Below are 13,868 nucleotides of genomic sequence, written 5' to 3'. Positions count from 1 at the left end.
ATGGTTATGTTTTTTGGATCTAGCATCACTCCACGCTATAGTCATGGACATGAGCGCCGCCGAAGACCTGCTGACCACGATCCGTGAGAGTGTGATCGGCGAGGACCAGGTCATGCCCGGCCCGTACGGTCCCCGGCGCGTCACCTACGCCGACTACACGGCCTCCGGCCGCGGCCTCGCCTTCATCGAGGACTTCATCCGCGACGAGGTGCTCCCCCGCTACGCCAACACTCACACCGAGAGCTCCGGCACCGGCCTGCAGACGACGCGCCTGCGTGAGGACGCGCGCCGCGTGATCCGCGACGCAGTCGGCGGCGACGACGACACCGTCGTGATCTTCGCCGGGTCCGGGTGCACCGGAGCGATCGACAAGCTCGTCGGCATCCTCGGACTGCGCGTGCCGTCCAACTTCGAGGACCGTTGGCACGCAAGCGATCTCGTGCCAGCGGACCAGCGGCCAGTCGTCTTCATCGGTCCCTACGAGCACCACTCCAACGAGGTGATGTGGCGCGAGTGCGTCGCAGACGTGGTCGTCATCCCGCAGGACCCCGACGGGCACGTCAGCCTCGACGTGCTTCGTGCGAAGCTCGAGGAGTATGCCGCCCGGCCCCTGCTCATCGGGTCCTTCTCGGCGGCCAGCAACGTCACCGGCATCGTCACCGACACCGACGCCATCTCGAGCCTGCTGCACGAGCACGGCGCGCTCGCCTTCTGGGACTTCGCGGCCGCCGGTCCCTACATCGACATCGAGATGTACGGTCGCGGCGGGCGCGGCCAGGCCGACGCGACGGCATACAAGGACGCCGTGTTCCTCAGCCCGCACAAGTTCATCGGAGGCCCGAGCACGCCAGGCGTGCTCGTCGTGCGGCGCGAGCTGATGACCAACCGCGTGCCCGACGTCCCGGGCGGCGGAACCGTCACGTACGTCAACCCGAGCGACCACGACTACCTCACCGACCCCGCCCACCGCGAGGAGGGCGGTACCCCGGCCATCATCGAGGCGATCCGTGCCGGCCTCGTCTTCAAGCTCAAGGAAGCGGTCGGCGTCCCGACGATCCGCGCGCGTGAGGAGGAGTTCCTCCAGCGGGCGGTCGAGTCGTGGCGTCACGAGCCGAGCATCGAGATCCTGGGCAACCTTTCGGCAGAACGACTTTCGATCGTGTCGTTCGTAGTTCAGGCCGACGGCGGCCGCTACCTACACCACAACTTCGTCGTGGCCGTGCTCAACGACCTGTTCGGCATCCAGGCACGCGGCGGGTGCTCGTGCGCGGGGCCGTACGGCCACTACCTGCTCGGCATCGACCTCGAGCGCTCGCATGAGTTCGAGCGTGAGATCGGCCGCGGCTGTGAGGGCATCAAGCCGGGGTGGGTCCGCGTCAACTTCAACTACTTCATCTCCGACACGGTCGTCGACTATGTCATCGAGGCCGTGCGGCTCGTCGCGCGTGACGGCTGGCGCCTGCTGGGCGACTACGACTTCGACCCGGCCACCGGTCGCTGGCGGCACAAGAACGGCCCGGTCGAGCCCCCGCTGCGCCTGCACCAGGTCGGCTTCGAGGGTGGTCGGCTCACCTATCCGGCCCATGTCGACCGCGCCGGTGAGGATGCCCTCGCCGGATACCTCGACGAGGCGCGAGCCATCCTCGCCGGCGCCGAGCCCGTCGCGGGTCCCGCGGCCAGCGTCAACGTCGACTTCGACCACCTGCGGTGGTTCGAGCTGCCGGTCACCAGCATTCGCGCCTGAGCCCCGGAGCGGGCCCCAGGGCGCCCGTCGCGCATCCGGTCAGGGCACGAGGACGAGCTTCCCCCCGGCACGACCGCTGTCGCTCAGCGCCTGCGCGTCGGCCGCCTCGGTGAGGGGGAAGACCCGGGCGATCGTCGTGGTCAGCTCGCCCGAAGCCCGGAGCGCGACGTACACGCCGAGGTCGAACGCCCCCGGCTCGCCGCCGGTCGTGAAGGTGATCCCCATCGCGAACGCTGCCGGGTCGGCGATCGTCACGACCCGCTCCTTCCCGCCGACCAGATCGACCGACTCCTCCAGCACACCGGCCCCGCTCGTGTCGAAGACCGCGTCGACGCCGTCCGGCGCGAGCGCCCGGACCCTGTCGAGCCAGCCGTCACCGTAGGTCGTCGGCGTCGCGCCGAGGGCCGCGACCCGCCCCTGGTTCGCCTCGGACGCGGTCCCGATCACCCGCACCCCGTCGCGGACCGCGAGCTGGGTGGCCACCTCCCCCACCGCGCCGCTCGCGCCGTGGATGAGCAGGGTCTCGCCCGGCTCGAGAGCCAGCAGGCCCAGGGCGCGCTGCGAGGTCTCGGACGCCACCGGCAGCGAGACGCCGGCTACCGGGTCGAGCCCGGCCAAGGCGGCATACGCGCCCAGCAGCGCCAGCTCCGAGTAGGCGCCTCCGGCCGCGAAGCCGACCACCCGGTCGCCGACGGCGACGTCACTGACGCCCTCGCCGAGCGCGTCCACGACGCCGGCGGCCTCGGCTCCGAGCAGCAGCGGGAACTTCGTGTCCGGAGACGCCATCCGGCCGCCGCGCACCTTGCCGTCGATCGGGTTGACCCCGACCGCCTCCACGCGGATCCGGACCTGGCCGGGGCCCGGCTCCGGGTCCGGCAGCTCGGCCTCGTGGAGCTCCTCGGGTCCGCCGAAGCGGTCGATGACGATGGCCTTCATGGGTCCTCCTCGGACGGGTCCGCCGGCCTGCCGCCGGATGGGGTGAGAACACCGCGCGACCTCACCGTATGCCGCGGCCGAACAACGGCTGGCGGCGGCCCGCCGACTTGCGCCGGCGGACCGCCGCCTGCGTCCCGATCCAGGTCAGTCGTTGTCCGACGGCGGAAGGTACGCGCCGGGGACCTCCGAGGGAGCCAGGATCTTGGAGTCACCCGGGTACGCGGTGTTCCAGTGGTGGGAGTCGTACCACGTGAAGCGGTTCATCAGCTCCGGGTTCGCGTAGTCCGCCACCGCGCCGTTGCCGGCGAGGTGTTGGGAGGTCTTCCACGTGTCCCACGCACCCGCGACGGCCTTCTTGTCCGAAGGCACCGCGGTCTCCGCAGCGACCTTGGCGTTGAGGGCTGCCGCGGCGGCACCGGTCTGGCCGAGCGTGTCGAGGCCGCAGTCCGGTGCAGTCTTGACGCCCTCGGTGAGCGGCACCTGGTTCGGCACCGCGTCGAACGGCGTGTAGTCAGGGGTCGACTGGAACGCATCGAACATCGGCGTGGCCGCGGCGACCTTCTGGTTCAGCGGCGCGGAGCCGAGGATCTGCTCGATCGTGCGGATCATCGAGATCTGCGAGTAGTAGGTGCTGACCACCTTGCCGTGTGCGGCATACGGGCTGATGATCTGGATCGGGGCACGGTGCCCGTCGACGTGGTCGGCGCCGTTCTGGCTGTCGTCCTCGACCACGAAGATCGCGGAGTCCTTCCAGTACGCGCTGTGCGAGATCTCGTCGACGATCTTGCCGACCGCGACGTCACCGTCCGCGACCTGGGCGCGGGCGTCGGGCGCGCCACCGGTGTGGTCGCTCGAGAGCCACATCATGTTGAGGTTGGCCGGCCCGTCCTTCTCGAACTCCTGCTTCCAGACCTGGTAGCGGTAGGTGTCCGGGATGTTGCTGTCGAACATCGGCGAGTCGTGGTTGGTGATCGCGTTGAGCGACGGGATCGGCGACTGGACATTGAGGCGGAGAGACGGGTCGACCAGCTGCGCCGGGTCGCCACCGCCGTCGACGGACTTCGTGGCGCAGTAGTACTTCTGCCACGTCGCGCCGGCCGGCTTGTTCTCCCAGATCATGAACTCGCCGAAGTTGCGTGCCGTGTTGCCGGCCGACTGGACTGCCGTCCACAGGAAGCCCGACCGCTGGTGACCCAGCACGTCGTCCTCGGTGTCGTAGCTGCGGGTGTACTCGCCGGCGCTGGACTCGGTGTACTCCGGGTTGTCACCCTGCATGAGCCAGTTGTGCCCCTCGGCCGAGTTCGTGCCGACGTCGTACGTGTTGTCGTAGAGCCCGAACTGCTTGGCCAGGGCGTGCTGGTTCGGCGTGACGGTCGCGCCGAACTGGGCCAGGGTCGCGTCGCCCTTGCCGCGCGCGTCGTCGCCGTACACCTGGTCGTAGGTGCGGTTCTCCTTGACGAGCAGGAAGACGTGCTTGATCGTCGACGGGTCGCCGATCCGCTTCGGGACCGGCACTGCCTTCTGCTTGTTGCCGTTGGAGACCTTGACGTCCGTGTCGCTGTCGCCCCAGCCGTTCTGGGCGAACACCGTCGGGGTGTACGTGTCGGCGATCTCCTGGTCGGTCGGGAGCGTGAAGCGGGTCAGGGACGCCGTCGTGCCGTGCGTGCCATGGCCCTTCGCGGGGGTGGTGTTCGCACCCTGGTTGAACGTGAGGAGCGGGCCACGCGCGTCGATGCCGCGGGTGTTGGTCACGACGACCTGGTCGCCGACGGTTGCGATCTCCGACGGGTAGTAGTCCGTCGGAAGCAGGCCGACGAAGTTCATCGGCTCCTGCGGGTCTCCGTGGTAGCGGTAGACGGCCACCGCGTTCGCCCGGCCGAGCGTGACGAGCAGGTGCCCGTCGGCCGTCAAGGTCACGCCGTTGGGCTGGTAACCGACCTCGGAGCCCTTCCACGGCTGGGTGCTGATCGTCTGCACGACCTTGTCCGAGTCGGTGTTCACGACGGACACGGAGTCGTCGGACGTGTTGGTGACGAACAGCGCCTTCCCAGCGGCATACATCGCCGTCGGGTGCAGCCCGACCGCGATCGAGCGGACCTGCGCGCCAGGGTTGTTCGTGTCGATGACGCTGAGCGTGCCCGTCGTCGACGTGCCGAGGTAGCCGTCTGCCGGGACCTGCGTGCCGTACGAGTTGATGGTCGTCTCACCCGGGTTGGCGAACCGGCCGCCCTCGTTGCTGACGTAGAGCTTGTCGCCGACGAAGGTCAGGTGGCGCGGCGCGATGCCCACGGTCCAGCTCTGGGTGATCGTGCCGGCGACCGGGTCGACCAGCACGACGCGGTTCTGGCCGTTCACCGCGACGTAGAGCTTCGAGCCGTCGGGCGAGAAGACCGCCTTGCCCGTGAGGGCCTGGGCGCCGTTCACGGTGGGGATGGCCACCTTCGTGCCGGCCCCGAGGGTGCCGTCGGCGTTGACCGGGTAGCGGGTGAGGCCGGTGGCCTGCGGCACCCAGAGGAACTTGCCGTCCGGGGAGTAGGTCGGGCCCTCCTGGCCCACGGTGTTGTCGGAGACCTTCTGGTTGGCCGAGGCAGCGCTTCCGACCGTCCAGATCAGCTGGTACGTCTGGAGGTCGAAGATCTGGACGGAGATCGAGCGGTCGTTGCTCGTCGAGGCGAGGTAGCGGCCGTCGGCGCTCACCGTCGAGCCCATGAACTTGCCGATCTGGGTGAGCAGGCGCTCGCCGTACGGCTTGATCACCTGGTTGGCGGAGACCTGGATGCCGGCGCTGTACTCGGTGCCGACCTGCTGGTCGCCGAAGCCCACGGTGGTCGCGAAGGCCTCGACGCCCGAGCCGGCGACGACCAGGGCGGCGGTGCCGGCCAGGACGATCCGGGTGCGGCGACCGAAGTGCCCGGAGCGGCCGGACAGACCGGAGAGGCCGAGGTGCCCGGAGAGCCCGGAGAGCCCGGGGCGCGCCTGCGAGTCGCTGCGGCGGTGTCGGGTGACGTGCATGAGTGTGGCTATCCCTTCGAAATGGGGTTCAGCAGGTCGACGCTGCCGTCGAGCTGCCAGAGCGGGTTTGGTGCATCCCCTCGCGGGGTCCTCACGGTGAAGCTGCCATTGACCTCCTTGGGCCCGTCTCCGTCGGCGACGTACCGCCCGTCTGCGGTGACGTCGAGCTGGTAGATGGCGCTGCCGACCGACGCCGCGCCGGGCAGATGCCAGGTGACGACGCAGCGCCAGTTGCCTCCGGGCCCCTCGTCCTCCATCCGGTCGCCGCCCTTGTCGCACGACGCGGTCGCGGCCAGCTGCGCCTCCGTGACGTCGGGGCGGTGCAGCTCGGAGGTCTGGAGCCGGTACAGGTGCGCGAAGGAGGTTGCGAGCGACGCATCGAGCTTCGGCTTGTCGATGCCCGTGCCGCTCGCGGGAGTCGCGACGGCGACGACGAGGCAGGTGAGTGCTCCGAGAGCGGCGAGCGGAGCGACTGCCCCCAGTACGCGGCGGCCCGACCCGTCGTAGGAGAGGTCGGTGAAGTCCCGGCGCATGAACAACCGGTAGGCGAGCGAGGTCGCGGCGACCGTCCAGGCGAGGCCCACGACGAGGCCGATGACCAGTGATCCGGTCTGGGCCGGTTCGGTGAACAGCCCACGCCAGGCGATGAAGCCCTGGCTCGGCAGGGCCACCCGGAGTGCCACTGGGAGCGGCAGCATCTCAGCGAGCTGCATCCCGAAGGCGACTACCGCCGGCACGAGCAGACCCATCGGCGAGCGTCCGAGGACGACCGAGCCCAGCAGCCCCAATGCCCCGAACGCGAGGGTCGGCACGAGCACGCAGAGCCAGGCGAGCACCACGCGCAGTGCCGCGTCCGATGGTGCGAGCTGCGAGCCGTCGAGCCCGACGAGCGGGTGGCTCCCGATCGCGGCGAGCCCGCCCACGATGCCGGAGACGCCCAGAGCGACGACGAGCAGGACGATGACCGTCAGCGTGGCCAGCGCCTTGGCGGCGAAGATCCGCCTGGGGGAACGCACCGCGATGAGCAGGTGGCGCCAGGTGCCGAGACGGTCCTCGGAGGCGAACACGTCGCCGGCGACGACCGACGTCAGCAGCGGCAGGGCGAACGAGCAGCAGAAGCCGAGTACCACCAGCGAGCTCGCCCAGCCGGTGGCGGCCATCCAGCGCCCGAAGACCGTGTCCGCTGGCAGCGAGCTCTGGCTCCCCATCACCGCGACGAAGACGGCTGGGCCGACCAGGCACGCGGCAAGCAACAGGCGGATCCGCCAGAGCGAGAGGATCTTCAGCAGCTCGAACCGGTATGCCACACGCACCGCGGCCGGGCGCGTCGCATCGCGCTGCGCGGTGTGGGCGGTGTGGGCGGGGGGTCGCGGCGCGGCGAGCGTCGCGGTCATCGGGACTCCTCGGTGTCGGTGGAGGCGACGCGGCCGGGGTCGGCTGGGTCGGGGTCGGCTGGATCGGGGTCGGCTGGATCGGGGTCGGCTGGGTCGGCGCCCGCGCCGCCGTTGGCGCCTGCGTCGCCTTCGGCGACCGCCCCGGTCAGGGCGAGGAACGCCGATTCCAGCGGCGACACGACCGGAGCGAGCTCACGGAGGGCCACCCGTGCGCCGACCAGCCGCACGACGAGCTCGTCCATCGCGGCGACGCCGCCCCGGACGACGAGGTCGGGCTCCTGGCGACGGAGCGCGAGCTCGTCGTCACGCAGCACCCGCAGGCCGGGCGTGCCCGATGCGACCTCGAGCGCCGCGGCGGGGTCTGACGTGACGACGCGGTAGTCGAGGTCGCGGCTCTCCGCGGCGAGCTTGCCGACCGGTCCGGAGAAGACCACTCGTCCGGTCGCGAGCAGGGTCACCTCCGAGCACAGGGCCGCGAGGTCGTCCATGCGGTGGCTGGACATGACCACCGCAGTCCCTTGTGCCGCAAGGTTGGACAGGACGCGGTGGACCTGGTTCTTGCCGGCGGGGTCGAGGCCGTTGGCGGGCTCGTCGAGCACGAGCAGCCCCGGGCGAGTGAGCAGCGCGGCGGCGAGCCCGAGGCGCTGGCGCATCCCGAGCGAGAAGCCGCGCAGCGGGTCGTCGGCCACGCCCGTCAGCCCGACCTGCTCCAGAGCGTCGTCGACCTCCAGTCGCGACGGGACTCGACCGCGCAGGGACATGAGGGCTGAGAGATTCTTGCGCGGGCTCAGGGCGGGGTAGAGCCCCGGCCCGTCGACGAACCCGGCCACCCCGTCCGGCACAGCCAGGACGCGACCGACCGGCGACCCGAGGATCTCGAGGCTGCCGTGGCTGGCGACCGCGAGACCGAGGAGCAGGCCCAGGAGGGTGGTCTTGCCGGCCCCGTTCGGGCCGACGAGCCCATGCACCTCCCCCGCCGCGACGTCCAGGTCGACACCGTCGAGCGCGACGACGTCTCCGAAGGTCTTGGTGACCCCACGAGCCCGAACCACGAACGTTGTTTCCATAGCAATCCCGTCGACGCAGAGGCGGACATCGAGGAACCTACGAATGCGGCTATGCATCGACGGGGCGCCGAGCCAAACGTTGCGTGAATGACCCCAGGCCTACTGGGGAGTTGTGCACCAACTCGTTGATTGACCAGAGGAATGTTGACGCGTGTGCAACAGAACGTTGAAAACCGCCTGCCCGGCACTGTGCGCCGGGTTGTGCAGCAGCGCCGACGACGGGCAGACCAGGGACACAACGTCGTTCGCGTAGGTCACCGAGAACGAGCGCGGTATGCCGTGTCGTGGCCCCCACGGCATACGGCGGGGGCCTGCTGCTCTGCCCAGCCTTTTCTCAGACTATTCTCAGCGATTTAGCGCCATACGTCAGAGGGAAACGGCGCGCGGGGCAGAATGTCGGGGGAAATGCAACGGATCGTTGACAGCAGGGCCTGACAAGGCCCGCTCGAAGGCGTCTTCCGAGATCCCGAGCGCCAGGCGGATGCTCGCGATGACGCGCTGGAAGATGACCTGCTCGGCCTCCGGGCTCACTGGGACCCAGTCGGTGTGCAGCTCCAGGGCGTCGGGGTCGTAGCCCATCCAAGCCTCGACGGTCCAGCCGGAAGGCACCTCGACGGTGAGGCCGCAGTCCTCGGGAAAGCGGCTGAAGCACAGTCTCACCGGCGCGCCGGTCAGGGCCACCTCGCGGCGCCGGCTGCGCCAGCTCAGCGTCATCGGCCCGGCTGGCGCCGGGGCGGCCTCAGGTCGCACGACCAGGGTGACCGGCCCCAGCCAGAAGTCGGGGAAGTGGGCCATGACGACGTCGGGCCGCAGGTGTGCGGTGCGGACCGGCTCGAAACAGCTGAAGCCGTATGCCCCGTATGCCATGTCCAGGACTGCGGGCAGGTGACGCACCCTCCCGGCCCGTCCGACCTCGTAGTTGTGCACCTGCATCGGCGACACCCCGCGCCTGCGCGATCCCGGGTGCGGCCACATGGGGTCGCCGGTCCGCAGCACCCTGGTCGCCGCCTGCGCCGCCTCAGCCTGCGAGAGACCGCGGGCGTGCCGCAGCTGCCGGTGCAGGCTGCGTAGGTCGTCGGGCGTGCGGGACGGCGTCGGGTCGCGGTGGGCGTCGCTCATCGGCCGGTCGGCTGAGCCGGCTCCCGAACGCCACTGGTGCTCCAGCGCATCCCAGCGGTCGCCGTCGACCAGAGACCGGATCCGGGTGCGCAGCGTCCGCGGGTCGCCGCGGTCGAGCCGTCGGACGCTGTCGACGAGGCGGCCCATCATCGGGTCGCCGGGATGCCTCAACACGACGTCGCGCAGCCCGATCGAGGACATCCGCGGCACGTCAAGCCACGCCGGCGGCACGCCCCGCCCGAAGTCCACCCAGACGGGCTCATCGGTGAGGACGTTGACCGCCCAGTTGGGGTCCATCCACGGTGCGACCATGAACAGGCCTTCCGGCCCCACCTCGTGGTCGATGCGCAGGCCGAAGACACGCAGGCGCGCGAGGCCGCGGACGCGCCCTGCTCGCGTGGGCCTGATCCAGGCCCATACGGGCCCCGGCTCGCCGTGGAAGGCGTGCCCCCAACGAGTGCGAGGCTCCAGGGTCGAGGTGCCGATCGCCCGGGCCAGGTCGACCAGGCAGCCTCCGGCACCGAACACGCCGTCGAGCCGTTCGAGCGCCCCGAGCGGTATCCCCCGCACCCCCGTCTCCCAGGCGCTCACCGCGGCCGAGCTGACATGGACCTCGGCGGCCAGCTCGGCCTGGGTGCGGCCGCTTGCCCTGCGCCACGCTCGGAGGAGGGAACCTGAAGACGTCGGCACGAGGCTTCAGGCTACGGACGACACATGAACGCCAGGAGACCAGTTTGGGTAGATCTGCGAAAAGTATGCCGGCCGACGCAGCCTCACGACAGCCCTGTCGGTGCAACGACCGGCCCGCGAATGACGAAGGCCCGGACCATCTGGTCCGGGCCTTTCGCTCGCTGACGCGAATTTGGTAGCGGGGGCAGGATTTGAACCTGCGACCTCCGGGTTATGAGCCCGGCGAGCTACCGAGCTGCTCCACCCCGCGTCGGCATCCGTAAGGTTACGCGAATCCCTCGCCACGACCAAATCGGGGTGCTTTGGGGCCCCCGATCCGGTCGTGGCGCGCTCCGGCTCAGGGCGACGGAGCCCCGGTGCCCTGCGGCGAGGCGGCCACCGCCCGCGCGAGAGCCTCCTTCAGCTTCTCCTGCGCCTGCCCGTATGCCGCGAAGTCACCCTTCTTGAGTGCCGCCTGGCCGTCGGCGTAGGCCGACTCCGCGTCCTTGAGCGCCTGAGCGAGCGCGCCGGCATTCGGCGTGCCCTGCTGCGTGGACGGTGAGGACGTCGGGGGCGACGACGGACCGGTCGTCGGGTTGCCGCTCGTGCCGCCACCCGGCGTCGCGGGCGTGTTGGCTCCCGTGTCGCCGGCCGATGCCCCGGACGAGCCCCCGAACAGCTCGTTGAGCGCCGTGTCGAGGGAGCCGGCCCAGGCGATCTTGTCGCCAAAGGCCACTGCGACGGCATTCAGCTTCGGGAACGTCCCGGTTCCGGTCGAGCGCGCCTGGACATAGATCGGCTGTACGTAGAGCAGACCTCCACCGACGGGCAGGGTCAGCTGGTTCCCGAACGTCACGACGGCCCCGTTGGACGATGTCGTCGAGATGAACTGCGCCAGCGTGAGCTGGCGTCCCAGCGACGTGTCATTGGAGGTCGTGCTCGATGTTCGCATGTCGTTGTAGACCTGGCCCGGTCCGTTGACCGTGCCGCCCGTCATCTCGAGCAGCCGCATCGTCCCGTAGCTCGTCGAGCGTTTGCCGTCCTGCGAACCGGCGTCACCGTCGACGGCGAGGAAGCCGGACAGGACGTTGCGGTCACCGGTGGGCATGAACGTCGAGGTCAGTGAGAAGGCCGGCTGTGACTGCCCGGGCATAGCCAGGGACAGGTAGTAGGGCGGTTGGAGCAGGTCCGAGCCGGACTGGGTCGGGTCGTCCGGGATCCGCCAGAAGTTCTGTCCGCCGTAGAACGAGCCTGCGTCAGTGTCGTGGTACTTCTGCAGGAGCTGCCGCTGAACCTTGAACAGGTCCTCGGGATAGCGCAGGTGCTCCATGAGAGCGCCCGGGATGTCGCTCAGCGGCTTGACGCTACCGGGGAAGATCGACATCCAGGCCTTGAGCACCGGGTCGGTCTCGTCCCACTGGTAGAGCGAGACCGTCCCGTCGTAGGCGTCGACGGTGGCCTTGACGGAGTTGCGCACGTAGTTGACCTGGCCGCCCTGAACTGCGCGAACCGACTGGCGGGTGCTCGTCACGGCATCCTCGGTCGCCTGGTCGAGAGTGGTCATCTCCGAGTACGGGTAGTTGGCCGAGGTCGTGTACCCGTCGAGGATCCACAGCACGCGGCCGTTGACGACAGCGGGGTACGCGTTGCCGTCCAGGGTCAGCCACGGCGCGACGCGCTGGACCCGCTCGCGCGGTGTGCGGTGGTCCAGGATGCGGGAGTCGTTCGTCACCGCGTCCGAGAGCAGGAAGTTGATCTCGCGGTACTTGATCGCGTAGGCGATCCGCCGCATCGCATCGAGCTGGACGCCGCCGGTGCCCTGGTAGGTGTAGGTGATCTGCCCCGTACCGTTCGGGTCGGGGTAGTCGAACTCCTTCTGCCACCGCCGACGATGGAGTACTCGGGCGAAGACTCGCCGAAGTAGATGCGCGGCTCGTACTTGCCGAGCTTGCCCTCGGTGCCGATCTGGGACTCGAAGAACGTCGGACGCCCATCGTCCTCACGGGTGTTGCCCTTGGCCGCGACGACGCCGTAGCCGTGGGTATAGACCGTGTGGTCGTTGAGCCAGTTGCGCTGTGCGTCGGGGACGCCGTTGAGGTCGAGCTCGCGGGCGGCGATGACTGTGTCGGTGGGCTTGTTGTCGATGGTGTACCGGTCGACATCGAGCACGTCGGCGAACTGGTAGTACCCCTTGCTCGCTTCGAGCTGCTTGAACGTGGGGCTGACGATGTTGGGGTCGATCAGGCGGATGCCGGGGATCGTGGCGGCGTCGCCACGGAGCTGTCCCTGGGTCGCGATCGTCTTGGTGTCATACGGCTTCACATCGATGTTGTTGAAGCCGTATGCCGCTCTGGTGGCGTCGATGTTGCGCTGGAGGTAAGGGATCTCGAGCGACTTCTCCGACGGCCTCACCTTGAGGGACTGGACCAGGGCCGGGTAGATGCCGCCGACCGCGACGACGATGACGGCCAGCACCGCGACGCCGACGAGCGGCAACCGCCACGAGCGGGTCCAGATCACGGTGAGGAACATCAGCGCGCACATGACCGCCGCGATCGCAAGGATCCCCTTGGTCGGGATGACGGCGTGCGCCTCGGTGTACTGGATGCCGGTGATCTTCGTGGACTCGGCCGTGGCGAGGTTGTAGCGGTCGACCCAGAAGGCGACGGCGCGGATCAGCACGAGGGCCGCCGCGATGATCGACAGGTGGACCCGTGCGGCGTGGGTCGAGCGCATCCGCTGCCCGATGACGATGCCGCCGTAGAGGTAGTGGGTGAAGGCCGCGGTGATGAACCCGATGACGAGGATCATCGTCAGGAAGGCGACGACGAAGTTGATCCACGGCAGGACGAAGACGAAGAAGCTGATGTCCAGGCCGAACTCGGGGTCGGTCGTGCCGAACGAGTTGCTGTTGCGCCAGAGCAGGAACGTGTCCCACTGCGTGGCCGCGGAGAGCCCGGCGAACAGCCCGATGGCCAGCGGCGCCGCGATCGTCGCGGTGCGGCGCATCGGCTCGACGAGCTGGCGGTAGTGCTCCATCGCCTGTGTGTCCGGCGAGGGAGCGTAAATGGGTCGGCTGCGGAAGGCGAAGTGGATGCTCGACCACACCATGGCGGCGGTGAGCAGTCCGCCGACCACGCCGAGGAGCACCTTGGTGACGATCTGGGTCGTGAACACGCCGGTGAAGTCGACCGACTGGTACCACAGCACCTCGGTCCAGAACTGCGCCAGGATCGCGATGACGACGATGAGCGCGCCCGCGATGACGAGGGAGGTGACAAGGGGCCGTCGCGTGGGCGGCAGCGCCGCCGTGTCGCCGCGCCCGGGCGTGCCGGAGTCGTCGCCGTTGAAGTTGCCCGGCGGGGGGCCGAAGTTGCTGTCGCTCACGTGGAGTGCCTTGCGTGCGGGGGCGGAAGAGGTTCAGGCGAAGCCGTCACGGCCGCCGGCGGCCGTTGCCGCAACCATAACCCGGCGTCCGCACGGACTGAGCACGGCGATACCGCACCGTGACCCGGGGTGTGAACGCTCGGCCCCGCACGCCGGGTTCCGCAGGTCCACGGTTACACCACCCCCCAGTCCCCCACCTCGGCACCGCGGCCCCCAAAACGCGGCCACACCACCCCGATACCCACCACCTCGGCGCCGCGGCCCCCAAAACGCGGCCACACCACCCCGATACCCACCACCTCGGCGCCGCGGCCCCCAAAACGCGGCCAGACCACCCCGATACCCACCACCTCGGCGCCGCGGCCCCCAAACCGTGGCCAGACCACCCCAATACCCACCACCTCGGCGCCGCGGCCCCCAAAACGCGGCCAGACCACCCCGATAGCCACCACCTCGGCGCCGCGGCCCCCAAACCGTGGCGTCCCCCCGCGGCGGGTGGGTCGGTCAGCGGCGTCGAGGCAGGTAGCGATGCTCGGGGCG

Annotated in this window: 6 protein-coding genes, 1 tRNA gene and 1 pseudogene; 1 reads left to right on the top strand and 7 read right to left on the bottom strand. The window is 69.7% G+C overall.

Annotated features, from left to right (window positions below; translation table 11 throughout):
• The first annotated feature begins 49 nt into the window (after nucleotides 1-49).
• A complete protein-coding gene (locus ACWEOW_RS20780; RefSeq protein ID WP_452271151.1) occupies nucleotides 50-1,744 on the top strand; it encodes an aminotransferase class V-fold PLP-dependent enzyme in 1,695 nt (564 codons plus the stop codon).
• A gap of 39 nt (nucleotides 1,745-1,783) precedes the next feature.
• Here ACWEOW_RS20780 and ACWEOW_RS20775 read toward each other — a convergent pair whose 3' ends face one another.
• From ACWEOW_RS20775 to ACWEOW_RS20745, 7 genes and pseudogenes are all read right to left on the bottom strand, one after another.
• Nucleotides 1,784-2,680: an NADP-dependent oxidoreductase gene (locus ACWEOW_RS20775; RefSeq protein ID WP_452271150.1), complete on the bottom strand. Its 897-nt coding sequence runs from the start codon at nucleotides 2,678-2,680 to the stop codon at nucleotides 1,784-1,786.
• A 144-nt stretch (nucleotides 2,681-2,824) separates the two neighbouring features.
• Nucleotides 2,825-5,692, bottom strand: a complete 2,868-nt coding sequence (locus ACWEOW_RS20770; protein ID WP_452271149.1) for an alkaline phosphatase family protein — start codon at nucleotides 5,690-5,692, stop codon at nucleotides 2,825-2,827.
• Nucleotides 5,693-5,700: 8 nt separating this feature from the next.
• Entirely contained in the window at nucleotides 5,701-7,086 is a 1,386-nt protein-coding gene (locus ACWEOW_RS20765) for an ABC transporter permease (RefSeq protein ID WP_452271148.1), read from the bottom strand.
• The gene (locus ACWEOW_RS20760) at nucleotides 7,083-8,153 is read right to left on the bottom strand and encodes an ABC transporter ATP-binding protein (protein WP_452271147.1); all 1,071 of its coding nucleotides are present in this window, start codon (nucleotides 8,151-8,153) and stop codon (nucleotides 7,083-7,085) included. The genes ACWEOW_RS20765 and ACWEOW_RS20760 overlap by 4 nt, the downstream gene beginning before the upstream one ends.
• A 366-nt stretch (nucleotides 8,154-8,519) precedes the next feature.
• Nucleotides 8,520-9,962: a helix-turn-helix domain-containing protein gene (locus ACWEOW_RS20755; protein WP_452271146.1), complete on the bottom strand. Its 1,443-nt coding sequence runs from the start codon at nucleotides 9,960-9,962 to the stop codon at nucleotides 8,520-8,522.
• A 173-nt stretch (nucleotides 9,963-10,135) separates the two neighbouring features.
• Nucleotides 10,136-10,212 (bottom strand) — tRNA-Met (locus ACWEOW_RS20750).
• A gap of 87 nt (nucleotides 10,213-10,299) precedes the next feature.
• A pseudogene (locus ACWEOW_RS20745) lies at nucleotides 10,300-13,328 on the bottom strand (UPF0182 family membrane protein).
• Between the last annotated feature and the right edge of the window lie 540 nt (nucleotides 13,329-13,868).

The sequence above is a fragment of the Monashia sp. NPDC004114 genome (assembly GCF_053603855.1).
Note: the sequence above shows the minus strand (reverse complement) of the source record. Positions and strands in the feature narration are given on the sequence as shown.